Source organism: Pseudomonas sp. WC1, assembly GCF_050586565.1.
In the GTDB taxonomy this organism is placed as follows: domain Bacteria; phylum Pseudomonadota; class Gammaproteobacteria; order Pseudomonadales; family Pseudomonadaceae; genus Aquipseudomonas.
In genome coordinates, this window is sequence record NZ_JBOBDQ010000052.1 from 1 (window position 1) to 24476 (window position 24476).

A 24476-nucleotide genomic window follows, 5' to 3' on the forward strand; every position below is an offset into this window, starting at 1 on the left:
TCACGAATCAATTATTTACTCGCTCTTGCACCTAAAGCGATGCAGACTCCCTCTCAGATAAAAAAGCAGAGCCAGAACCACCCCCAACACTACCCCCAGCATCACCCCAAACACAACAATGAGCAGCTTTTTAGGCTTGATCGGAGCATCCGGCAACTCGACACCCCCATCCTGGCGAAAGACCTGCAGATTCTCCGAAGCAACATTCAGTTTACGTAGAAAATTAATTTGCCCCTCACGTTTCCGAAGCCCATCAATGAACGAATCATCCGAGACTCGATTCGCCAGGTTGTCAATCTCCGCCTCCAGAGCCCTGCTACCCCTCATATACAGCCGCGCCCCACCCTCATCGGCTGACAACCCACCATACAAACTATTAGAGACAATAGGCGGAGACTCAATATTCACCGCCCGCGCAACCTTCAACGCCTCTTTTAACTGAGCAATGCGGTCCTTGCGCTGCCTGGCCGAACTTTCCCTGGCCATCTCGACCTGCTGCTCAAGACTCTCAGCCAGCACAAGAGCATCCGAACGAGCATCCTCGATCACTTCAAGTTTTGTACGGGCTGCCGCCATCTCCACAAACGCCTGCGCCCAATCTACTGAGCGCCGAGCATCAGAAGACCGCACCACAACAGTGAAACGCCCAGACGCCTCCTTTCCATCCCCCTTAAGAGTTACGGCCTCTTTGAAAAGACGATAGAGTCCATCCTGCGATCCCGCGCGCTCCCGACTTGACAGACTGGGAAGGTAATATTTCAAGAAAAAGTCTCTAGACAAGGATTCGGACTGAAGATTTCGAACATATACACCATAAACATCCTTGACCGAAAACAAACTTAAGCCACTTCCATTTCCTCTGCCGTAGTTTAATCGAGCGATATCAGTCTGCACGGGCGGCTGCACGATGACTTTAGACTCATATACAGGAGCAACCATCCACGCATATATAGCCGCCAGCACCCCTCCCGCAAGGGCAGCGAGAAATATTGTGAATTTTCGCAACCACAACCACTCAAGCAAGTCAAACAAGTCAGATTCACCACCACTCCGGCGCTCACGTTCATTGCGCATTTCTCTCTAATTCCTTGGGTCCGTGTAATCTTGAGCACAAGTCAAATTCTTAACCATCCCCCAGCATAGTAGATGGCATTATGAAATGTCCCATCCCATGCATGAGACTAGCTATTCATGGAGCACTCAACCGAAACTTAGTTCCATCGAACCGATCAACGCGCCCAAGCCCAGCAGAGAGGTGCTGCGAGCTTGTGACACTCCTTGCCTTGCCCGACCTAAACTTACACACCACAACCGATCATCTTAAGGATAGATCACAATTGACTTGCCGGAGTAGATTCAGATGTTTGGCGCCTCGACGAAGAGCCACCACTACGCGCAATGCAAGGCCTACCTGAGCAAGCAGCAAATATACTCAAGCAGATTGAAGGAAGAGTGAAAAACAGAAAATGAATGCAGCCCATCGCGAATCGAACAAGAGAGATATCCGTCGCAGCTTGACCAGCCCTGACGCCCCCGTAAAGACACCCCAGCCAGTCCAGCAAGAGAACGAAATTAGCGCATTACTCCCCCACCGACAAAGGGAGAAGTCTATTTCATATGTAGGAAAATTCTTTTAATTGTTATGCGATGCTGCAGGATGCACCCTGTGCCTCTCACGCCTCGATCCGTAAGCACCAAATAATGTACCGACAACCAACCCAACAAGCAAAGTCGCCAATACCAGCACCGCCACAGGAATACCCGGTGCAACCCAACCAAACATGATCAATGAAACATCCTGACGATTCTCCAGCACGAAGAACAACACCACAGCCGCCAGCAGTAGCACGAACAGCACCGCCAAGGCACGCTTGAGACTACGCATCAAATCGCTCCTTTTCACTCAATGGGTCACATGCTCATCTTCATTGACCCGATCACGCAGCTCCTTACCGGGCTTGAAATGCGGCACATACTTACCTTCGAGGCTGACCGACTGACCGGTCTTGGGGTTGCGTCCTACACGGGGCGCGCGATAGTGCAGGGAAAAGCTGCCGAAGCCACGGATCTCGATACGATCCCCGGTCGCCAAGCACTGCGACATCTGCTCAAGCATGGTCTTGATGGCCAACTCGACGTCCTTGGACGAGAGTAGCCCCTGATGGGTGACAATACGTTCGATCAGCTCCGACTTCGTCATATTTTTCCCTTCGTTATCAAGCAGCTAGATCATTGCTTAATCAGTTTGTAGCACGCTCCGAGCGATTTGAACAGGCCGGTTCTTGACTAAACAAAAAAATTCAAGGTAAGGATTTGTTCACAGTCGTGACAAGCCGCCAGGAATCGGGCCAAGGTACGGAGGCTCCACACCTGCCGAGAAATCACAGGCACAAAAAAGGGCGACCCGAGGGTCGCCCTTTTTACCGATCAAACAGAACTCAGTTCTGCTTGGCCATAGCTTCGCGCAGCAGCGCGGCCATGGTGGTGTCGGCAGCCGCTTCCGGAGCGTTTTTCAGGCTCTGGATGGCTTCGCGCTCTTCAGCATCGTCCTTCGACTTGATGGACAGGCTGATGACGCGGGACTTGCGGTCGACGCTGATGATCTTGGCTTCGATCTCTTCGCCTTCCTTCAGCACGTTACGAGCGTCTTCAACGCGGTCACGGCTGATTTCGGAAGCTTTCAGAGTAGCTTCGATGTCGTCGGCCAGGGTCACGATAGCGCCCTTGGCGTCAACTTCCTTGACGATACCCTTGACGATAGCGCCCTTGTCGTTGACAGCAACGAAGTTGGAGAACGGATCGTCTTCCAGCTGCTTGATGCCCAGGGAGATGCGCTCGCGCTCTGGGTCAACCGACAGGATGACGGTTTCCAGCTCGTCGCCCTTCTTGAAGCGACGCACGGCCTCTTCGCCGGCTTCGTTCCAGGAGATGTCGGACAGGTGAACCAGACCGTCGATGCCGCCGTCCAGGCCGATGAAGATACCGAAGTCGGTGATCGACTTGATGGTACCGGTGATCTTGTCACCCTTGTTGAACTGGCCGGAGAAGTCTTCCCATGGGTTGGACTTGCACTGCTTGATGCCCAGGGAGATACGACGACGCTCTTCGTCGATGTCCAGAACCATGACTTCCACTTCGTCGCCAACCTGAACGACTTTCGACGGGTGGATGTTCTTGTTGGTCCAGTCCATTTCGGAAACGTGTACCAGGCCTTCAACGCCTTCTTCCAGCTCAGCGAAGCAGCCGTAGTCGGTCAGGTTGGTAACGCGAGCAGTCACGCGGGTGCTCTCTGGGTAACGGGCTTTGATAGCAACCCATGGGTCTTCGCCCAGTTGCTTCAGGCCCAGCGAAACGCGGTTGCGCTCACGATCGTACTTCAGGACCTTGACGTCGATCTCGTCACCAACGTTGACGATCTCGGACGGGTGCTTGATACGCTTCCAGGCCATGTCGGTGATGTGCAGCAGACCATCGACGCCGCCCAGGTCAACGAACGCACCGTAGTCGGTGAGGTTCTTGACGATACCTTTGACCTGCTGGCCTTCCTGCAGCGATTCCAGCAGAGCTTCGCGCTCGGCGCTGTTTTCGGCTTCCAGGACGCTGCGACGGGAAACGACAACGTTGTTGCGCTTCTGGTCCAGCTTGATGACCTTGAATTCCAGCTCTTTGCCTTCGAGGTGGGTGGTGTCGCGCACTGGGCGGACATCAACCAGGGAGCCCGGCAGGAACGCACGGATGCCGTTAACGTCGACAGTGAAGCCGCCTTTAACCTTACCGTTGATAACGCCCTTGACCACTTCTTCAGCAGCGAAAGCAGCTTCCAGAACAATCCAGCACTCGGCGCGCTTGGCTTTTTCACGGGACAGCTTGGTTTCGCCGAAGCCGTCTTCGACCGCGTCCAGCGCAACGTGAACTTCGTCACCGACCTTGATGGTCAGTTCGCCAGTTTCGTTGTAGAACTGCTCGAGCGGGATGACACCCTCGGACTTCAGGCCAGCGTGTACGGTAACCCAGTCGCCGTCGATGTCGACAACGATACCGGTGATGATTGCACCCGGCTGAAGATTGAGGGTTTTCAGGCTTTCTTCAAAGAGTTCTGCAAAGCTTTCGCTCATTTTAATTCCTGTAGATTCGGGCGAAAAAGACGCCCATAGCCACATTCCAGACAATGTGGGTTTCGTTAAGTTAAGAAGTGCTGACAGGACGTTGACTGGTGCCCCTGCCGGCCCTCCTCTCCATCAGGCCAGGTCGCGCAGGGCGAGCTCGCTTCTGATGCGTTGCAGCACCTGCTCGATGGACAGCTCCGTGGAATCCAGCTGAATTGCATCGGCCGCCGGCTTGAGCGGGGCCACTGCGCGCTGGGTGTCGCGCTCATCGCGCGCACGGATCTCATCTAGCAGACTCGACAGACTAACATCTTCGCCCTTGCCCTTCAACTGCAGGTAACGGCGACGGGCACGCTCCTCGGCACTGGCGGTAAGGAACACCTTCAACGGCGCGTCCGGGAACACCACGGTCCCCATGTCGCGACCGTCGGCGATCAGCCCAGGGGCTTCACGGAAAGCACGCTGGCGCTGCAGCAGCGCCTCGCGCACCGCCGGCAGCGAGGCAACCATCGAGGCCCCGGCACCGACTGTCTCGGTGCGAATGGCATTGCTGACATCCTCACCTTCGAGAATGATCTGCTGCAGCTTGCCCGGCTCCGCCGCGACGAACTGCACGTCCAGATGCGCGGCCAGCGCCTTGAGCAGCTCTTCGTTGGTCAGGTCGACACCGTGATTGCTGGCATTGAATGCCAACAAGCGGTAGAGGGCGCCAGAGTCGAGCAGGCGCCAGCCCAGCTCACGAGCCAGCAGCCCTGCGACCGTGCCCTTGCCCGAGCCGCTAGGCCCGTCGATAGTGATGACCGGTGCTTGCGAATTCACGACTTGCCCTCTTCGGCGACGCGGATGCCGACTTCCTTGCACAGCGCCAGGAAGTTGGGGAACGACGTGGCGACGTTGGCGCAGTCATGAATGACGATCGGGGCACTGGCGCGCAGCGAAGCGATGCTGAACGCCATGGCGATTCGATGGTCGCCGTGGCCGTGCACTTCGCCGCCGCCGATCTGGCCGCCGTCGATGATGATGCCGTCCGGGGTCGGCTCGCACTTGACGCCCAGGGCAACCAGGCCGTCGGCCATCACCTGTATGCGGTCCGACTCCTTGACCCGCAGCTCTTCGGCGCCACGCAGCACGGTACGCCCTTCGGCGCAGGCGGCGGCGACGAACAGCACCGGGAACTCGTCGATGGCCAGCGGCACCAGCTCTTGCGGGATGTCGATACCCTTGAGCTTGGCGCCACGCACGCGCAGGTCGGCCACCGGCTCACCGCCGACTTCACGCTGGTTTTCCAGGGTGATGTCGCCGCCCATCAGGCGCAGGATGTCGATAACGCCGGTGCGGGTCGGGTTGATGCCGACGTGCTCCAGGACCAGATCAGAACCCTCGGCGATGGACGCCGCCACCAGGAAGAAGGCCGAGGAGGAAATGTCCGCCGGCACTTCGATACGGGTGGCGGTGAGCTTGCCACCGGACTGCAGGGAGGCTACCGGACCGTTCGACTCGACCGCGTAGCCGAAGCCGCGCAGCATGCGCTCGGTGTGGTCACGGGTAGGCGCAGGCTCGGTGACGGTGGTGGTGCCTTCGGCATACAGGCCAGCCAGCAGCAGGCAGGACTTGACCTGGGCACTGGCCATCGGCAGCGTGTAGTTCAGCGCCTTGAGCTTGTGCCCACCACGGATGGTCAGCGGCGGACGACCCTCAGGGCCAGTCTCGACCACGGCACCCATTTCACGCAGCGGGTTGGCCACGCGGTTCATCGGGCGCTTGGACAGCGAGGCGTCGCCGGTCATGGTGGTGTCGAACGACTGCGCTGCCAGCAGGCCGGACAGCAGGCGCATCGAGGTGCCGGAGTTGCCCACGTACAGCGGACCGGGCGGCGGCTTGAGGCCATGCAGGCCGACGCCATGGATGGTCACGCGACCATGGTGCGGCCCTTCGATGACCACACCCATGTCGCGGAAGGCCTGCAAGGTCGCCAGGGCGTCTTCACCCTCGAGGAAACCTTCGACTTCCGTCGTGCCCTCGGCCAGCGAGCCGAGCATGATCGAGCGATGGGAAATCGATTTGTCGCCAGGTACGCGGATCCGTCCGGACACGCGGCCACCCGGTTGGGCCAGGAAAATCAGATCGTTGGCGTTCATAGCGTCCACATAGGCCCGACGGGCAAGGATTTTACTGAAATGCTCGCGGGCAACCCGGGCGCGGGTGAACACGCCCAGCAGTTGGTGCCCGTCCCCAGCATCGACCGCGTCGCGCAAGGCGTCGAGGTCGCTGCGAAATGTATCGAGAGTGCGCAGGACCGCCTCGCGGTTGGCGAGGAAGATGTCGTGCCACATGATCGGGTCGCTGCCGGCGATTCTCGTGAAATCGCGGAAGCCTCCCGCAGCGTACCGGAAGATCTCCAGGTTTTCATTGCGCTTGGCCAGCGAGTCGACCAGGCCGAAGGCCAACAGGTGAGGCAGGTGGCTGGTGGCGGCCAGCACTTCGTCATGGCGCTCCACCGACATGTGCTCGACATCGGCATCCAGCGCCCGCCAGAGGCGATCGACCAGGGCGAGCGCGCCCGGTTCGGTTTCCGCCAGCGGAGTGAGGATCACCTTGTGCCGGCGGAACAGCGCCGCATTGGAGGCCTCCACCCCGCTCTGCTCGGACCCGGCGATCGGGTGCCCCGGCACGAAACGCGGCAGGCGCTCGGCGAACGCCTCGCGCGCGGCACGCACCACATTGCCCTTGGCACTGCCCACGTCGGTGATCACCGCATTACCCAGGTCGAGCTGGGCCAGGCGAGCCAGGACTTTCTCCATGGCCAGGATCGGCACAGCCAACTGGATGACGTCGGCGCCGACACAAGCGGCCGCAAGGTCTGCCTCGCAGCGATCGACCACGCCCAGCGCCACGGCTTGCTTGCGCGACTCGGCGTCGAGGTCGACGCCGACCACTTCGCGGCACAGGCCGCTTTCGCGCAGGCCCTTGGCGAAGGAGCCGCCGATCAGGCCGAGGCCTACGACCACCAGACGGTCGATGAGCGGAGCGGGATTGTTTGTTACAGCATTAACCACAAGTGCGAACCCTGTTCAAAAACATGCCAGTCGTTGAGACCGCAGGGGGCTGCTGCGCAGCCCATCGCTGGCAAGCCAGCTCCCACATATGCCAGCGATACACCGCTCCCTGTGGGAGCCGGCTTGCCGGCGATGGGCCGCAAAGCGACCCCAACAAAATCGATCAGAGCACCGCTTTCGGATAAGAGCCCAACACCTTCAGCGCCACAGCCTCCTGGCTGATCTGCTCGAGTACCGCCTTGATCAGCGGATCACGGTGATGGCCGACAAAGTCGATGAAGAACACGTAGGTCCACTTGCCGCTGCGCGACGGACGGGTCTCGATGCGCGTGAGGTCGATGCCGTTCTCGTGAAACGGCACCAGCAGCTCGTGCAGAGCACCCGGCTTGTTGCTCATGGAGACGATGATCGAAGTCTTGTCGTCGCCGGTCGGCGGCACTTCCTGGCTGCCGATCATGAGGAAGCGCGTGGAGTTGTCCGGCCGGTCCTCGATCTTTTCGGCCAGGCGGGTCAGGCCATACAGGTTGGCCGCCATGTCACCTGCAATGGCCGCCGAATTCCACTCACCCTTGACCCGCTTGGCCGCCTCGGCGTTGCTCGACACAGCCACACGCTCGACGTTCGGGTAATGGGCGTCCAGCCACTTGCGGCACTGGGCCAGCGACTGGGCATGGGAGTAGATGCGGGTGATGCTGTCGGTCTTGGTGTTCTCGCCCACCAGCAGGTGATGGTGGATACGCAACTCGACTTCGCCGCAGATGACCATGTCATGCTCGAGGAAGCTGTCCAGCGTGTGGCTGACAGCGCCTTCGGTGGAGTTCTCCACCGGCACCACGCCGAAATTGACCGCACCCGCCGCCACTTCGCGGAACACCTCGTCGATGGCCGCCATCGGGCGGCTGACCACGGCATGGCCGAAGTGCTTCATGGCTGCGGCCTGGGTGAAGGTCCCTTCAGGGCCGAGGTAGGCCACCTTAAGCGGCTCTTCGAGCGCCAGGCAGGAGGACATGATCTCGCGGAACAACCGCGCCATCTCTTCGTTGTCCAGCGGCCCCTGATTACGCTGCATGACGCGCTTGAGCACCGCGGCCTCGCGCTCGGGACGGTAGAACACCGGCGCCTCGCCTTCTGGCAGCGATGCGGTCTTGACCTTGGCCACTTCCTGGGCGCAACGGGCGCGCTCACTGATCAGCTCGAGGATTTTCTCGTCGAGACTGTCAATGCGCACGCGCAGGGCCTTGAGCTCCTGATCGGACATCAGCCGTGCTCCTTCTCGAATTCACCCATGTACTGCACCAGCGCCTCGACAGCCTCCAGGCCCAGGGCGTTGTAGATCGAGGCACGCATGCCACCGACCGAACGATGGCCCTTGAGGTTGAGCAGGCCACGGGCATCGGCGCCGGCCAGGAAGGCCTTGTCCAGACGTTCGTCGGCCAGGCGGAACGGCACGTTCATCCACGAGCGGGCGTTGACACTGATCGGGTTGGTGTAGAACTCGCTGGCATCGATGAAGCCGTACAGGCGCTCTTTCTTGGCGCGGTTGCGCTGCTCCATCGCCTCGACGCCACCCTGCTCCTTGAGCCACTCGAACACCAGGCCCGAGAGGTACCAGGAATAGGTGGCCGGAGTGTTGTACATCGAGCCGTTGTCGGCCGATACCTTGTAGTCGAGCATCGTCGGGCAGCTGCTGCGGGCACGACCCAGCAGGTCTTCGCGCACGATCACCACCACCAGGCCGCTCGGGCCGATGTTCTTCTGCGCGCCGGCATAGATCAGGCCGTACTGCGACACGTCGATCGGGCGCGACAGGATGTCCGAGGACATGTCGACCACCAGCGGGACGTCACCGGTCTCGGGCACCCAGTCGAACTGCAGGCCACCAATGGTCTCGTTGGACGCATAGTGCACATAGGCGGCGTTGCGGGTCAGCTGCCACTCGTTCTGGCCCGGGATGGCCAGGTAGTCGTAGGGCTTGGCGCTGGCAGCAACGTTGATAGTGCCGAAGCGGCGCGCTTCCTCGATGGCCTTCTTCGACCAGATACCGGTCTCGACGTAGTCGGCGGTGCCATTTTCCGGCAGCAGGTTCAGTGGAATCTCGGCGAACTGCTGGCTGGCGCCGCCCTGCAGGAACAACACCTTGTAGTTGGAGGGGACGGACAGCAGGTCACGCAGATCCTGCTCGGCCTTTTCGGCGATAGCCACATAGTCGTCGCTGCGATGGCTCATTTCCATCACCGACAGACCCTTGCCGCGCCAGTCCAGCATCTCAGCCTGGGCGCGCTGCAGCACGGCATCAGGAAGCGCGGCAGGGCCTGCGCAGAAGTTAAAGGCTCGTTTGCTCACATCCACTCTCGCTCTGCCAAATAGAACAAAATCGTAATTCGCTGCCGACCAGTCAAGACTGTGTCGCCGGCACCGGGGCTGCCTTGCAGCGCCAATGCCCCACCTTCATCAGTCAAACGGGGCGACCTTGGTCGCCCCGCTCGGGTTGTTGCATCGATTATTCCTGAGGCGCCTCTTCGGTGCCGGCATCGTCGTCGCCCACCGCATCGAGCGGGGCGCCCTCCTCGTCCGTCTCGATCAGTTCATCGAGCTCTTCCTCGGAGGGTTCCTGGACGCGTTCAAGCCCCACCAGCGTCTCGTCGGTGGCCAGCTTGATCAGCGTGACACCCTGGGTGTTACGGCCCAGGCTGGACACCTCGCCGACCCGTGTACGCACCAGCGTGCCCTGGTCGGAGATCAGCATGATTTCCTCGCCTTCCTGCACCTGGATGGCGCCGATCAGCAGGCCGTTGCGCCCCTTGGTGCCCATGGCGATCACGCCCTGACCACCACGGCCGCGGCGCGGGAACTTGGACAGCGGGGTGCGCTTGCCAAAGCCACGTTCGGAAGCGGTGAGGATCTGCGCGCCGGACTCCGGGATCAGCATGGAAATGATCTGCTGGCCCTTGCCCAGCTTCATGCCGCGCACGCCACGGGCCGTACGGCCCATCTCACGCACCACGCTCTCGGCGAAGCGGATCACCTTGCCAGCGTCGGAGAACATCATGACTTCCTTGGCGCCGTCGGTGATGGCGGCAGCGATCAGGGTGTCACCTTCCTTGAGCTTCAAGGCGATCAGGCCGTTGGAACGCGGACGGGCGAACTGCACCAGCGGGGTCTTCTTGACAGTACCGGAGGCGGTCGCCATGAAGATGTAGGCGCCGGTCGGTTCGGCGGCCCACTCTGGGGTGTCGCCGTCTTCCTCGTCGATCTCCTCGGCTTCCACCAGCTCGCCTTCGATTACGCTGTCGTCGCTGTCTTCCAGTTCTTCGTCTGGGTCTGCGTGCTGCTGCAGCGCCTCCAGGTCGATCTGCAGCATGGCGGTGATGCGCTCACCTTCTTCCAGCGGCAGCAGGTTGACCAGCGGGCGGCCGCGGGCGGCGCGGGAGGCCTCGGGAATCTCGTAGGTCTTCTTCCAGTACACTTTGCCCTTGCTGGAGAACAGCAGCAGGGTGGCGTGGCTGTTGGCGACCAGCAGGTGCTCGATGTAGTCCTCGTCCTTGACGCCTGTGGCCGACTTGCCCTTGCCACCACGGCGCTGGGCCTGGTACGCGGACAGTGGCTGGGTCTTGGCGTAGCCACCGTGGGAGATGGTCACCACACGCTCTTCTTCGGGGATCATATCGCCGTAGTTGAGGTCATGGCTGGCATTGAGGATTTCGGTGCGGCGGGCATCGCCGTACTCGGCGCGGATCGCTTCAAGCTCTTCGCGGATCACTTCCATCAGGCGCTCGGCGCTGCTGAGGATGCGGATCAGCTCGCCGATCTGCTCGAGGATCTCCTGGTACTCGGCCAGCAGCTTCTCGTGCTCCAGGCCGGTCAGGCGGTGCAGGCGCAGCTCCAGGATAGCCTGGGCCTGTTCCGGCGACAGGTAGTACTTGCCTTCGCGCAGACCGTACTGCTCCGGCAGGTCTTCCGGACGGCACGACTCGGCACCGGCGCGCTCGACCATGACTTGCACCGCGCTGGACTCCCAGGCCGTGCTGATCAGCGCTTCCTTGGCTTCGGACGGCGTCGGCGAGGCCTTGATCAGGGCGATGACCGGGTCGATGTTGGACAGCGCGACCGCCTGGCCTTCAAGGATGTGACCCCGCTCGCGGGCCTTGCGCAGCTCGAACACGGTGCGGCGGGTAACCACCTCGCGGCGGTGACGGACGAACGCCTCGAGCAGGTCTTTCAAATTAAGCAGGCGCGGACGACCGTCGATCAGGGCGACGATGTTGATGCCGAATACGCTCTGCAGCTGGGTCTGCTGATAGAGGTTGTTGAGCACCACCTCCGGCACCTCGCCGCGACGCAGCTCGATGACGATGCGCATGCCATCCTTGTCGGACTCGTCGCGCAGCTCGGTGATGCCTTCGATCTTCTTCTCTTTGACCAGCTCGGCGATCTTCTCGATCAAGCGCGCCTTGTTCAGCTGGTACGGCAGCTCGGTGACCACGATCTGCTGGCGGCCACCGACCTTGTCGATGTCTTCGATCTCGGAGCGGGCACGCATATAGATGCGGCCACGGCCGGTGCGATAGGCCTCGATGATGCCCTGGCGGCCGTTGATCAGGCCCGCTGTCGGGAAGTCCGGCCCCGGGATGAACTGCATCAGCTCATCGACCGTGATGTCGGAGTTGTCGATCAGCGCCAGGCAGCCGTCGATCACTTCGCCGAGGTTGTGCGGCGGAATGTTCGTCGCCATGCCCACGGCGATACCGCTGGAGCCATTGACCAGCAGGTTGGGGATCTTGGTCGGCATGACCGCTGGGATCTGCTCGGTACCGTCGTAGTTCGGCACCCAGTCGACGGTCTCTTTGTGCAGGTCGGCCAGCAGTTCATGGGCCAGCTTGGACATGCGCACTTCGGTGTATCGCATGGCCGCGGCGTTGTCGCCGTCCACCGAACCGAAGTTGCCCTGGCCATCGACCAGCAGGTAGCGCAGCGAGAATGGCTGGGCCATGCGCACGATGGTGTCGTACACGGCGGTGTCGCCGTGCGGGTGGTACTTACCGATCACGTCACCGACCACACGGGCGGATTTCTTGTACGGCTTGTTCCAGTCGTTGCCCAGTTCGCTCATCGCATACAGAACGCGACGATGCACGGGCTTCAAGCCGTCACGCGCATCGGGCAGCGCTCGCCCGACAATAACGCTCATCGCGTAGTCGAGGTAAGACTGTCTCAGTTCGTCTTCGATATTGACCGGGAGGATTTCTTTGGCCAGTTCGCCCATGAGAAGCCTGATTCCTTTTTCTGGTGAAACTTCGCCTGATCCCTCGAAGGACGAACGAAGCTCGCCGCCGCAGCGCAATTGGGGTGCGACGACTTACGACAAATCAATGAGTTGTGCCATGGATCTGCGCAATGAAGGCCGCGGTAAAGAGCGGCCTTGGAAACTGCCGGATGGTATCACAAACGCTGCGTGCATGGGAGATATGGCAGGTTGCCGTACAGCACCATCCGCACGGATGGAAAAACGCCTCAATGGAGGCGTTTGCGGCACATCAACTGGGCGATCTTTGCGGTATCCGGGCGCTCGACAACGCCCTTCTCGGTGACGATCACGTCGATCAGGTCGGCCGGCGTGACATCGACCACCGGGTTGTAGGCTTCGACATCAGCGGTTACCTGGATGCCCGCTACCTCCAGCAGCTCTTCCTCGCCGCGGGTCTCCAGCGGGATATCCTCGCCGGTAGGCAGATTCAGATCAATGCTGGTGCTCGGCGCCACCACCATGAAGCGCAGCCCGTGGTGCATGGCCGCCACCGCCATCTGGTAGGTGCCGATCTTCGCCGCCACATCGCCATTGGCGGCAATGCAGTCGGCGCCGACCACCACCCAGGTGATGCCCTTGGTCTTCATCAGGTGCCCGGCCGCCGCGTCGGCGACCACGGTCACCGGCACACCGTCGGCGGCCAGCTCCCAGGCGGTCAGGCGCGAGCCCTGCAGCCACGGCCGCGACTCGCAGGCATAGACCTGCTCGACCATGCCCTCCAGGGTGGCGGCGCGGATCACCCCCAGGGCAGTACCGAAGCCGCCGGTGGCCAGGGCCCCGGCATTGCCGTGGGTAAGCAGGGCCTGCTCGCTGCCCTGGTGCCTGCGGATCTGCTCGACACCGAACTGGGCCATGGTCAGGTTGGCCTCGCGATCGCTCTGGTGAATCGCCACCGCCTCGGCCTCCATCACCTTCAGCACGTCTTCATCCGGGCGCAGGCGCTGCAGGCGCTCACGCATGCGGTTGAGCGCCCAGAACAGGTTGGCCGGGGTGGGCCGCGCCTCGCCGAGCATCATGAAGTCTTCTTCGAGGCTCTCTTCCCAGCTCTCGCCTTCGGCCAGGCGACGGCGCAGCGCCAGCACCAGGCCGTAGGCGGCGCAGATGCCGATCGCCGGAGCGCCACGCACGGCCATGTCGCTGATCGCCTCAGCCACCTCGGCCGCCTCGGTGCAGGCCAGCCAGCACTGCTCAAGCGGCAGCAGGCGCTGGTCGAGCAGGTGCAGCACGCCGTCGCGCCACTCGATGCCCGTCACCGTCTCCGCCGCCATCAGTTGCTCGCGCATCGCCTCTCCCCGTCGCCCTGGCATCAAAAGCCGGCGATTATAGCGAGCCTGTGCCACGGACGCTCGGGTATACTGCGCGTTTAGCCGAACCGATCCAGGTAAATGTCGCGCATGCCCACTGCCACTCCGCTCCTCGACCTGCTGCTTGTGCCGGACTGGCTGGTCCCCGTGGAGCCGGCCGGTGTCGTGCTGGAGGGCCATGCGCTGGGCATCCGCGACGGCCAGATCGCCTGGCTCGGCCCACGCGAGCGGGCACCCCAGGCCCGGGACGTGCGAACGCTGCCCGACTGCCTGTTGACGCCCGGGCTGGTCAACGCCCACGGCCACGCCGCCATGACCCTGTTCCGCGGTTTGGCCGACGACCTGCCGCTGATGACCTGGCTGCAGGAGCATATCTGGCCCGCCGAGGGTCGCTGGGTGAACGAGGCCTTCGTGGCCGACGGCACCGACCTGGCCATTGCCGAGCAGCTCAAGGGCGGCATCACCTGCTTCGCCGACATGTATTTCTACCCCCGCGAGGCCTGCGACCGCGTGCACCGCAGCGGCATCCGCGCGCAGATCGCCGTGCCGCTGCTGGATTTCCCCATCCCCGGCGCACGCACCCCGGACGAGGCCCTGCACCTGGCCATCGAGCTATTCGGCGAGCTGCGCCACCACCCGCGCATCACCATTGCCCTGGGCCCGCACGCACCCTACACGGTGAGCGACGAGAGCCTGGAGAAGATCCGGGTGATCGCCGACCAGTTGGACGCACCGCTGCACATGCACATCCACGAGACCGCCAGCGAAGTCGAGCAGGCGCTCAAGGACAACGGTGAGCGGCCGCTGGCGCGCCTCGCGCGCCTGGGCCTGCTGGGCCCGAACCTGCAAGCGGTGCACATGACCCAGATCAGCGACGAAGACCTGGCGCTGCTGGTAGAAAGCAACACCAGCGTGGTCCACTGCCCCGAGTCCAACCTCAAGCTGGCCAGTGGGTTCTGCCCGGTAGAGCGCCTGTGGCAGGCCGGAGTGAACGTGGCCGTCGGCACCGACGGCGCCGCCAGCAACAATGACCTCGACCTGCTCGGTGAAACCCGCACCGCTGCGTTGCTGGCCAAGGCCGTGGCCGGCTCGGCCACCGCCCTGGACGCCCACCGGGCGCTGCGCATGGCCACGCTCAATGGCGCCCGGGCCCTCGGGCTGGAGCCGATCACCGGCTCGCTCGAGGTGGGCAAGGCCGCCGACCTGGCAGTCTTCGACCTGTCGGGGCTGGCGCAGCAACCGGTGCACGACCCGGTCTCGCAACTGATCTACGCCACCGGTCGCGATTGCGTGAAGGATGTCTGGGTCGCCGGGCAGCAACTGGTCGAGGACCGCCGCCTGACACGGATGGACGAAGCCGCGCTGGCCGCCAACGCCCGTGCCTGGGGAGCCCGCATCGGCGGGCGCAATGAATGAACGACCGACAGCCACGGCTGCCGGCCCGCGACACTATTTATCGAAGATTCAGAGGACTGTTCCCATGAGCAACGTCGACCACGCCGAAATCGCCAAGTTCGAAGCCCTGGCCCACCGCTGGTGGGACCGCGAGAGCGAGTTCAAGCCGCTGCACGACATCAACCCGCTGCGGGTCAACTGGATCGACGAGCGCGTCGGCCTGGCCGGCAAGAAGGTGCTGGACGTCGGCTGCGGCGGCGGCATCCTCAGCGAGGCGATGGCCCAGCGCGGTGCCACCGTGACCGGCATTGACATGGGCGAGGCGCCGCTGGCAGTGGCCCAACTGCACCAGCTGGAGTCTGGCGTGGCGGTGGAATACCGGCAGATCACCGCCGAGGCCCTGGCCGAAGAGATGCCTGAACAGTTCGACGTGGTCACCTGCCTGGAGATGCTCGAGCACGTCCCCGACCCTTCGTCGGTGATCCGCGCCTGCTACCGCATGGTCAAGCCGGGCGGCCAGGTGTTCTTCTCGACCATCAACCGCAACCCCAAGGCCTACCTTCTGGCGATCATTGGCGCCGAATACGTGCTGAAGATGCTGCCGCGCGGCACCCACGACTTCAAGAAGTTCATCCGCCCCTCCGAGCTGGGCGCCTGGAGCCGTGCCGCAGGCCTGGAGGTCAAGGACATCATCGGCCTGACCTACAACCCGCTGACCAAGCACTACAAGCTGTGCAACGACGTCGACGTCAACTACATGATCCAGACCCTGCGCGAGGAATGAGCATGCGCCTGCGAGCAGTACTCTTCGACATGGACGGCACCCTGCTGGACACGGCGCCGGACTTCATCGCCATCTGCCAGGCGATGCTCGCCGACCGCGGCCTGCCGGCCATCGACGACGCGCGCATCCGCGAGGTGATTTCCGGCGGCGCCCGCGCCATGGTCGCGGCGACCTTTGCCATGGACCCCGAGGCCGACGGCTTCGAAGCCCTGCGCCTGGAGTTTCTCGAGCGCTACCAACGCGATTGCGCGGTGCACAGCAAGCTGTTCGACGGCATGCCGGAGCTGCTGGCCGACATCGAGAAAGGCAACCTGCTGTGGGGCGTGGTCACCAACAAGCCGGTGCGCTTCGCCGAACCGATCATGCAACGCCTGGGCCTGGCCGAGCGCTCAGCGCTGCTGATCTGCCCGGACCACGTGAAGAACAGCAAGCCCGACCCCGAGCCGCTGATCCTGGCATGCAAGACGCTTGACCTGGACCCGGCCAGCGTCCTGTTCGTCGGCGACGACCTGCGCGACATCGAATCCGGCCGCGACGCCGGCACCCGCACCGCAGCGGTGCGCTATGGCTATATTCATCCAGAGGACAACCCCAACAACTGGGGCGCCGACGTGGTGGTGGACCACCCGCTGGAACTGCGCAAGGTGATCGACAGCGCGCTGTGCGGCTGCTGATTTCAAGTCGCAAGCGTCAAGCTTCAAGCCTCAAGAAAGAGCAGCTCCAACACTGATCCGCTTTCTCTTGTAGCTTGCCGCTTATAGCTTGCAGCTCATATTCAAGGACAGACCTATGTTCGACTACACCGCCCGCCCCGACCTGCTCAAGGGCCGGATCATCCTGGTCACCGGTGCCGGCCGCGGAATCGGCGCCGCCGCCGCCAAGGCCTATGCCGCCCTGGGCGCCACCGTGCTGCTGCTGGGCAAGACCGAAGCCAACCTGAACGAGGTCTACGACCAGATCGAAGCCGCGGGCCACCCGCAACCGGTGGTGATCCCGTTCAACCTGGAAACCGCCCTGCCCCACCAGTACGACGAACTGGCGGTGATGATCGAGGACCAGTTCGGCCGCCTCGACGGCCTGCTCAACAACGCCTCGATCATTGGCCCGCGCACGCCGCTGGAGCAGCTGTCGGGCGACAACTTCATGCGCGTGATGCACATCAACGTCAATGCCACCTTCATGCTGACCAGCACCTTGCTGCCGCTGCTAAAACTGTCGGAGGACGCCTCGGTGGTGTTCACCTCCAGCAGTGTTGGACGCAAGGGCCGCGCTTACTGGGGTGCCTACGGGGTGTCGAAATTCGCCACCGAGGGCCTGATGCAGACCCTGGCGGATGAACTGGAAGGCGTAGCGCCGGTGCGCTCCAACAGCATCAACCCGGGCGCCACGCGCACGGCGATGCGCGCCCAGGCCTATCCGAGCGAGAACCCGCAGAACAACCCGCTACCCGAGGAGATCATGCCGGTGTACCTGTACCTGATGGGGCCGGACAGCAAGGATGTGAACGGGCAGGCGCTGAACGCACAGTAAATCCGATAAGACTGATCGCGGGGCAAGCCCGCCCCACGCCTTGCTGCGTGGGGCGGCGGTGCGCCGATGCGACTTGCCCCGCGATGCTTTCAGCCCGCCGCCAAGGCCGGGCGCAGACGCCCCTGCTGGCTCCCTTCGAGCTGCATGCAACGCTCCAGGAACAGGAACATGCAGTCGTAGCTCTTGCAGATCGCCCGACGCAACTCGGTGCGCAGTCCCAGGGTCGGGCTCTCGCCGGCCAGGGTGCAGATGATTTCCAGCGCTTCCCACGGGTGCGCGTCATCATACTGCGCATGCATCTTCAGCCACTTCATGGCGCGCTTGCGGGTGTCTTCGGGGAAGCCCTGGGCGTAGGTGTCCTCGGCACAGACCACCGCCGACCACTCGCCGGTGGCCCCTTCGATGGCATAGTTGGTGGCCGCCATGGCGATGGCCAGCGACTCGGTGGCGCATACCCGCCAACACCAGTCGTTCAAGCCATTGAGCTCGGGCGGCACTTCCTGGGACTGCAGTTCATGCAGGTGGATGCCATGGGCCTGGCACCAGTGCACCCAGTAGTCGGCATGGTTGAGCTCGACGCGGATGTTGCGCATCAGCCAGCGGCGCGCCATGTCCTCGCCGGGGTGCCGGGCGTAACGGGTCTTGGTGAGGTTGTGGGCCATGTAGAGGGAAAACTGCTCGACCACCGGCCAGCCACCGATCAGGTACTGGCGGATGGTCGACTGCTTGAGCTGGCCATCACGCAGGCGCTGGTAGAACTCATGCTCCACCACCCGGCGCTTGCTTTCGCGGCAATCCTCTATCAGTTGCTGGGCCCACTGCGGATAACTGGCCGGATCCATCAATGGTCCGATCCTTACGAACGCGTCAATCACTGTCAGCTCCTTGATTCCCTGTGATTTCCGGGCGTTGTTCAGCGAAAGGTCCCCGGCGCCCGGTGCAGAAGGGGCCTCGCGGCAATCCGTTGGCGCTGCAGGCTGTCGCAGGTGAACACCTGCGGGCGTTCGATGAGATATCCCTGGGCGTAATCCACGCCGATCTCCTGCAAAGCCTGCTCGATCAGTGGCGTCTCGACGAACTCGGCGATGGTCCGCTTACCCATGACGTGGCCGATGTGATTGATCACTTCAACCATCGCCCGATTGATCGGGTCATCGAGCATGTCCTTGACGAAACTTCCGTCGATCTTCAGGAAGTCTACAGGCAAATGCTTCAAATAGGCGAATGACGACATTCCGGCGCAGAAGTCGTCCAGCGAGAATTTGCAGCCCAATCCTTTCAATTCATTGATGAAGCGGATTGCGCTGCCCAGATTGGCGATGGCGCTGGTTTCGGTAATTTCAAAACAGATCAACCGTGGCGGAATGTCGAACTCGCCAAACAGGCGCTGCAGGTACTCGAGGAACTTGTCGTCGCCGATGCTCGAACCCGACAGGTTGATGGCGCACATGGCCAACGGCCCCTCCCGCCCCTCGTCCAGGCACTGGCGAATCACCTGGAACACGCTGCGCACCACCCAACGATCGAGCGCGGTCATCAGACCGTAGCGCTCGGCTGCGGGAATGAAGCTGTCGGGCAGAATGGTACGCCCGCTTTCGTCGTGCAGGCGCAGGAGGATTTCGATATGCCCCGGCCCCTCGTGGGGATGCAAAGGGGCGATTTCCTGGGCGTAGAGACAGAAGCGATTCTCCTCCAGCGCTACGTGCAGGCGCTGGATCCAAGCCATTTCGCCAAAGCGCATGGACAGTTCGCTGTCGTCGGCGTGATAGACCTGGACGCGGTTGCGTCCTTTCTCCTTGGCCATGTAGCAGGCCATGTCCGCCGCGCGCAACGACGCCTCCAGGGTGCTGGGCACCTGGGCGATATGCACCAGGCCGATGCTGACCGTGGTGACGAAGGGCCTGCCCTTCCACACGAAATGCAGGCTCTGCACGGCCTGGCGCAATTGCTCGGCGATGCGCTCGCCCTGCTCGGGGGGGCAGTTCTCGAGCAGCACACCGAACTCGTCACCGCCCAGGCGCGCCAGGGTGTCGCCCTCGCGCAGGCCCGACTGCAGCACCGCGCAGATATGCCGCAACAGCTCGTCGCCAGCGGCATGCCCGCAGGTGTCGTTGACCAGCTTGAACTGGTCCAGGTCGAGGAACATCAGCGAATGCCGCCCGGCCTGGCGCGCCAGGCCATTGAGCGCCTGCTCCAGGCGGTACTCGAACTCGCGGCGGTTGGCCAGCCCGGTCAGAGCGTCGTGAGTGGCCTGCCAAGACAGGTTGGCGATGTACTGGCGCTCCTGGGTCATGTCATGCAGCACCACCACAATGCCACTGACCTGCCCTTCGGTGAGGATGGGCGAGCCCACCAGGTTGACCGACACCGTGCTGCCGTCCAGGCGCTGGATCAGCCGGGCGTGCTCGGCGCCGCCCTTGAGGCTGCCGCTGAGCACCTGCTCGACCAACGTCATGCTATCGCCTTCGGCATTCTCGTCGAGCAGGCTGAACAGCGCCGCCAGCGGCAGGCCCTGGGCCTGCACCGCCTGCCAGTGAGTCAGTTGCTCGGCAGCCGGGTTCATGTAGCTGATGCAACCGTCGACATCGGCGGTGATCACCGCGTCGCCGATCGACTCCAGGGTGATCTGCGCCCGCTCCTTCTCCTCCTGCAACGCACTGGCGAACGCCTGGCGCTGTGCCAGCAGCTTGCTCGAGCGCCGCCAGGCCATGGCGATAAGGAACAGCGCGGTTGCCAGGTTGGTGAGCATCAACACCTTGAGCAGCATCCGCGAACCTTCGCCCAAGGCATCGCTGAATGCCTTGGCGGCAGGGGTCACGCCATCATTGATGGCAACGATGCGCGCCTTCCAGTTGGCAACCTGGTGAGCGTCGACCTTGTCGCCGGCAAACCCTTCGCGCATCTGCTGGGCCAGTACGTCGAGCTGGCGCAGGTAGTCGTCACCGATGTCCCAGTAATCGATGGCGGTTTCCATGTAGCTGATATGGCGAAAGTTGCGGTAGAACCAGATGATCCGGGCAACGTCTTCGGGATGGTTGCCGCCCTGCAGCACGCCTTGGCGCGCCGCCTCCAGGTCCGGATCGGGCCGATCCAGGGCCAGGCGCAGGTTGTGATCCCCCTGGGGCACCAGGATGGCCCGACGGTAGCGGGCATAGGTCAGCGGATCACGATCATCGGCATAGAGGTTGAGGTAGTAGATAGCGTCCTTCTGCGCCTTGGACCACAGGCTCTCGCCCGCCACATAGGCACGCACGGCGGACAACGCATAAAGACTCAGACTGCCCAGCAGTACCTGGAAAACCACAACGGCGACGAAGGGCCAGATGATACCCAGCAGCCTTGGCGCTTCGAGAGTCCGATTTCCCTTCATGTAATCCCTGTCATGACGGCAGATAAGGCACGAATCGACCTAGACAAGCACAGCGTAGGCCATTTGCCATGAAGGAGCGACAAGCTGCAAGCCCCAAGCGGCAAGAAAAAGTGCGCTGACTTCAACTTGCCGCTTGCAGCTCGAAGCTTGAGACGGTTTTCAGGTTTGCTGCAGGTGGCCGTAGAGCTTGGCGTACAGGCCGCCTTCGGCGATCAGTTGCTGGTGGTCGCCATCTTCGGCGACATGGCCGCCATCGAACACCAGCACCCGGTCCGCCTGCTTCACCGCCGACAGGCGGTGGGCGATGATCAGCGTGGTGCGCCCGCTGAGGAAGCGCGCCAAGGCCAGGTGCAGGTTGTACTCGGTAGCCGCGTCCAACGCAGAGGTTGCCTCATCGAGGATGACCACCTTGGGTTCGGCCAGCACCATGCGGGCGATCGCCAGGCGCTGGCGCTGGCCACCAGACAGGCGCACGCCGGAACGCCCGACGATGCTGTCCAGGCCCTGGGGCAGCGCGGCGATGGTGGCGTCCAGCTGGGCGATGCGCAGCGCCTGCCAGCAGTCCTCGTCACTGCAGTCACGACCCATGGCCAGGTTGGCACGCACGCTGTCGTTGAACAGCGAGGGGTGCTGCAGCACCACCGCGACATTTTCGCGCAGGGTCTCCAGGCCGATCTCCTGCAGGCTGGCGCCCCCGAAGCGGATGGTCCCGGCCTGGGCGCTGTACAGCCCAAGCAGCAACTGCACCAAGGTACTCTTGCCACCGCCGCTGGCACCGACGATGGCGACCTTCTCGCCCGGGGCGATGGTCAGGTTGAGCTGGTCGAGCACCGGCTCGTCGGCATAGGCGAAGCGCAGGTCGCGCACCTCGATACCAACCGTCTCGCGCCCGGCGAACGGGTCGCCGGCCGCCGGGTACTGCGGCTCGTCGGCCCGCGCCAGCAGCTCGTTCAAGCGGCTCAGCGCCCCGCCGGCGGCGTAGTAGGCATATTGCAGGTTCAGCAACTGCTCCACCGGCCCGATCATGAACCACAGGTAGCTGAACACCGCCAGCATCTGGCCGATCGACAGGTCGGAGAACAGCACCGTGAGCATGGCAGCGGCACGGAAGATGTCGATGCCGAACTGGAACAACAGGCCACTGGCGCGACCGCTGGCGTCGCTCTTCCACTGCGAGGCAACCGCGTAGTCGCGCACCTCGCGGGCGCGCAGCCCCAAGCGGCCGAGGAAGTAGCCCTGGCGGTTGCTGGCGCGGATCTCCTGGATCGCGTCGAGGGTCTCGGTCAATGCCTGGGTGAAACGTGCGGTGCTGTCGTTCTCGAGCTTCTTCAGGTGCTTGACGCGCTTGCCCAACTGCACCGTGAAATAGATCACCAGCGGGTTGAACAGCAGGATCAGCAGCGCCAGCTGCCAGTGCATCCAGATCAGGATGGCCGCGGTGCCGGTCAGCGTGAGCACGGCCACCAGGAAGCGGCTCAGGGTTTCGCCGACGAACTTGTCGAGGGTGTCCAGGTCGGTGACCAGGTGGGTGGTCACCGTGCCACTGCCCAGGCTTTCGTACTCCTTGAGCGAAATGCGCTTGAGCCGCTCGATCAGGCGGATGCGCAGGCGGTAGACGATGTCCTTGGCCAGGCCGGCGAACAGCTTGGCCTGGACCACGTTGAACACCAGCGCCGCCAGGCGCAGGCCGAGGGTGGCGCACAGCATCAGCCCGATGTAACCCGCGGCCACCTGCCAGCCCGCGGGCAGGAAATTGTTCATCCACTTCAGCGCCGCGTCGCCATGCCCCAGCAACACTTCATCCACCAGCAAAGGCAGCAGCAAGGGGATCGGCACGCTGCACAGGGCGGCAAGCACGGCCACCAGGTTGGCAGTCCACAGGGCTTGCTTGTGGTGCAGGGCCAGACGGCGGATTTCCGCCCAGCTCAGGCGATCGGGCACAGCGGGGGACTTCCCTGGCACAGGGTCTGGCGACCCTGGCAGGTCAAGCACAGGCGGCCTGCTGCAGCCAACGGCCGAGCAAAGGTTGCAGGCTTTCCAGCGACTGATAGCCATTGGTCAGCAGGGCGAGCTGGCCATTGCGCTCGGCCAGCAGCGTGGGGAAGCCAGCGATGCCCAGGTCCTGCACCCAGGCGAAATCGGCACTGGTGGCGACTCGGGTGTCAGGGAGAGTGAAGCGCTGGGAGAACTGTTCGCGGTCGAAGCCGGCCTGCTCGGCCAGCTCCACCAGTTGCGGGGCGCGGGTGACATCCACGCCCTGCACGTAGAACGACGCCTGGATCAGTTGCAGCAGGCGCCAGGCCCGCTTGTCGTCCAGCTCGCGTGCCGTCACCAGGGCGCGGCATGCCGGCTCCGTGTCGTAGACGAAACCGTCGGGCATCGCGTTGTCGAAACGGAACGGCTGCCCGGTGGCGTCATGCACCGCCTGCCAATGCTCGAGGATGTACTTGCGGGTCGAGGCGTCCAGGGCGCTGCCGCCGGTGCGCAAGCCGCCCGGCACCAGGCGGGTCTCGACACCCGCCTCAAGGGCCTGGGCGATCAGCGCCTCGGCCACCGGGGCAAAGCCCCAGCACCAGGAGCACATCGGGTCCATCACATAGAGCAGGCGTGCGGACATGCATCAGGCCTCGGCTTTGTAGTTGAAACCGATCGGGTGCGGCTGGTTGCGCGCCTTGGCCAGCTCGATCTGCTTTTGGCGGTCGATGGCGCTGCGCCGGGTCTTCTCGCTCAGGCTGTCCCAGCAGTGCGGGCAGCTCACGCCTGGCGAATAGTGCTCCGACTCCCGGTCCTTCACGTCGATCGGGTGGCGGCAGGCATGGCACTGGTCGTACTCGCCCTCGGTCAGGTCGTGACGCACCGTGACCCGGTTGTCGAAGACGAAGCAGTCGCCGTCCCAGAGGCTTTCTTCCTGGGGTACTTCCTCGAAGTATTTCAGGATGCCGCCCTTAAGATGATAGACCGCTTCGTAGCCCTCACCGAGCATGTAGCTGGAGGCCTTCTCGCAGCGGATGCCGCCGGTGCAGAACATGGCGACCTTCTTGTGCTTGCTCGGGTCGAAGTGGGCCTTGATGTAGTCGGGGAACTCGCGGAAGGTCTCGGTCTTCGGGTCGATGGCGCCCTTGAAGGTGCCGATGGCCACTTCATAGTCATTGCGGGTGTCGATCAGCAGCACTTCCGGGTCGCTGATCAGGGCGTTCCAGTCTTTCGGATCGACGTAGGTGCCGACCGCCTTGTTCGGGTCCACACCCGGCACGCCGAGGGTGACGATCTCTTTCTTGAGCTTGACCTTGGTGCGATAGAACGGCTGCTCGTCGCAGTACGACTCTTTATGGTCGACGTCCACCAGGCGTGGGTCGTTGCGCAACCAGGCCAGCAGCGCGTCGATGCCTTCGCGGGTGGCCGAGACGGTGCCGTTGATACCTTCGTTGGCCAGCAGCAGGGTGCCTTTGACGCCGTTGTCGAGCATGGCCTTGAGCAGCGGCTCGCGCAGTTCGACGTAGTCTTCCAGGGTGACGAACTTGTACAGCGCCGCCACGACGATCGGTTGGGTCATTGCGTTGAATCTCCAGGTGGTTGCCCTCGTAAGGGGCGGACCGGGTTTGGCAAAAGCATGGGGCCGCTGCGCA

The 24476-nt window shown here is 63.0% G+C and carries 19 protein-coding genes; 4 read left to right on the plus strand and 15 right to left on the minus strand.

Features of this window, described 5'->3' with window-relative positions:
- Positions 1-15: 15 nt before the first annotated feature.
- The 10 genes from ACQ4OD_RS20495 to mtnA form a co-directional block, all read right to left on the minus strand.
- Positions 16-1074, minus strand: a complete 1059-nt coding sequence (locus tag ACQ4OD_RS20495) for a Wzz/FepE/Etk N-terminal domain-containing protein (RefSeq protein ID WP_430944841.1) — start codon at positions 1072-1074, stop codon at positions 16-18.
- Positions 1075-1633: 559 nt separating this feature from the next.
- Entirely contained in the window at positions 1634-1885 is a 252-nt protein-coding gene (locus ACQ4OD_RS20500; protein WP_139672862.1) for a lipopolysaccharide assembly protein LapA domain-containing protein, read from the minus strand.
- An 18-nt stretch (positions 1886-1903) separates the two neighbouring features.
- The gene (gene ihfB / locus ACQ4OD_RS20505; RefSeq protein WP_139672864.1) at positions 1904-2200 is read right to left on the minus strand and encodes an integration host factor subunit beta; all 297 of its coding nucleotides are present in this window, start codon (positions 2198-2200) and stop codon (positions 1904-1906) included.
- Positions 2201-2438: 238 nt separating this feature from the next.
- Positions 2439-4115 (minus strand): 30S ribosomal protein S1, encoded by a 1677-nt coding sequence (gene rpsA / locus ACQ4OD_RS20510; protein ID WP_046856619.1) that lies wholly within the window; start codon positions 4113-4115, stop codon positions 2439-2441.
- Between the two features lie 123 nt (positions 4116-4238).
- A complete protein-coding gene (cmk, locus tag ACQ4OD_RS20515; protein ID WP_102684336.1) occupies positions 4239-4925 on the minus strand; it encodes a (d)CMP kinase in 687 nt (228 codons plus the stop codon).
- Positions 4922-7162, minus strand: coding sequence for a bifunctional prephenate dehydrogenase/3-phosphoshikimate 1-carboxyvinyltransferase (locus ACQ4OD_RS20520; protein WP_258598835.1), 2241 nt, complete (start codon positions 7160-7162; stop codon positions 4922-4924). The genes cmk and ACQ4OD_RS20520 overlap by 4 nt, the downstream gene beginning before the upstream one ends.
- Before the next feature lie 163 nt (positions 7163-7325).
- Complete coding sequence (gene pheA, locus ACQ4OD_RS20525) at positions 7326-8420, minus strand: prephenate dehydratase (RefSeq protein WP_110698041.1); 1095 nt, start codon at positions 8418-8420, stop codon at positions 7326-7328.
- Positions 8420-9505, minus strand: coding sequence for a 3-phosphoserine/phosphohydroxythreonine transaminase (gene serC, locus ACQ4OD_RS20530; protein WP_046857873.1), 1086 nt, complete (start codon positions 9503-9505; stop codon positions 8420-8422). Before serC ends, pheA begins: the two co-directional genes overlap by 1 nt.
- A 157-nt stretch (positions 9506-9662) precedes the next feature.
- Positions 9663-12425 carry a DNA gyrase subunit A gene (gene gyrA / locus ACQ4OD_RS20535; RefSeq protein WP_111531823.1) on the minus strand — a complete coding sequence of 921 codons (2763 nt, stop codon included), beginning with the start codon at positions 12423-12425 and terminating at the stop codon, positions 9663-9665.
- 248 nt (positions 12426-12673) lie between these two features.
- The gene (mtnA, locus tag ACQ4OD_RS20540) at positions 12674-13750 is read right to left on the minus strand and encodes an S-methyl-5-thioribose-1-phosphate isomerase (protein ID WP_198755265.1); all 1077 of its coding nucleotides are present in this window, start codon (positions 13748-13750) and stop codon (positions 12674-12676) included.
- A 111-nt stretch (positions 13751-13861) separates the two neighbouring features.
- On the opposite strand from mtnA, the gene ACQ4OD_RS20545 reads away from it, so the two are divergent.
- From ACQ4OD_RS20545 to ACQ4OD_RS20560, 4 genes are all read left to right on the plus strand, one after another.
- Positions 13862-15187 (plus strand): TRZ/ATZ family hydrolase, encoded by a 1326-nt coding sequence (locus ACQ4OD_RS20545; protein WP_430944842.1) that lies wholly within the window; start codon positions 13862-13864, stop codon positions 15185-15187.
- A 64-nt stretch (positions 15188-15251) separates the two neighbouring features.
- Positions 15252-15950, plus strand: a complete 699-nt coding sequence (gene ubiG / locus ACQ4OD_RS20550) for a bifunctional 2-polyprenyl-6-hydroxyphenol methylase/3-demethylubiquinol 3-O-methyltransferase UbiG (RefSeq protein WP_139672879.1) — start codon at positions 15252-15254, stop codon at positions 15948-15950.
- A 2-nt stretch (positions 15951-15952) separates the two neighbouring features.
- Entirely contained in the window at positions 15953-16624 is a 672-nt protein-coding gene (gene mupP / locus ACQ4OD_RS20555) for an N-acetylmuramic acid 6-phosphate phosphatase MupP (RefSeq protein ID WP_102684341.1), read from the plus strand.
- A gap of 115 nt (positions 16625-16739) precedes the next feature.
- Positions 16740-17480 carry a YciK family oxidoreductase gene (locus ACQ4OD_RS20560; RefSeq protein WP_110698212.1) on the plus strand — a complete coding sequence of 247 codons (741 nt, stop codon included), beginning with the start codon at positions 16740-16742 and terminating at the stop codon, positions 17478-17480.
- Positions 17481-17569: 89 nt separating this feature from the next.
- On the opposite strand, the gene ACQ4OD_RS20565 is transcribed toward ACQ4OD_RS20560, so the two are convergent.
- From ACQ4OD_RS20565 to ACQ4OD_RS20585, 5 genes are all read right to left on the minus strand, one after another.
- Entirely contained in the window at positions 17570-18355 is a 786-nt protein-coding gene (locus ACQ4OD_RS20565) for a TenA family transcriptional regulator (protein WP_430944843.1), read from the minus strand.
- Positions 18356-18393: 38 nt separating this feature from the next.
- On the minus strand, positions 18394-20850 hold the full coding sequence (locus ACQ4OD_RS20570; protein WP_430944844.1) for an EAL domain-containing protein: 2457 nt from the start codon (positions 20848-20850) through the stop codon (positions 18394-18396).
- A gap of 159 nt (positions 20851-21009) precedes the next feature.
- Positions 21010-22842 carry an ABC transporter ATP-binding protein gene (locus tag ACQ4OD_RS20575; protein ID WP_102684344.1) on the minus strand — a complete coding sequence of 611 codons (1833 nt, stop codon included), beginning with the start codon at positions 22840-22842 and terminating at the stop codon, positions 21010-21012.
- On the minus strand, positions 22835-23467 hold the full coding sequence (locus tag ACQ4OD_RS20580; protein WP_430944845.1) for a DsbA family protein: 633 nt from the start codon (positions 23465-23467) through the stop codon (positions 22835-22837). Before ACQ4OD_RS20580 ends, ACQ4OD_RS20575 begins: the two co-directional genes overlap by 8 nt.
- A gap of 3 nt (positions 23468-23470) precedes the next feature.
- Positions 23471-24403 (minus strand): rhodanese-related sulfurtransferase, encoded by a 933-nt coding sequence (locus ACQ4OD_RS20585; RefSeq protein WP_023631440.1) that lies wholly within the window; start codon positions 24401-24403, stop codon positions 23471-23473.
- Positions 24404-24476 lie beyond the last annotated feature (73 nt).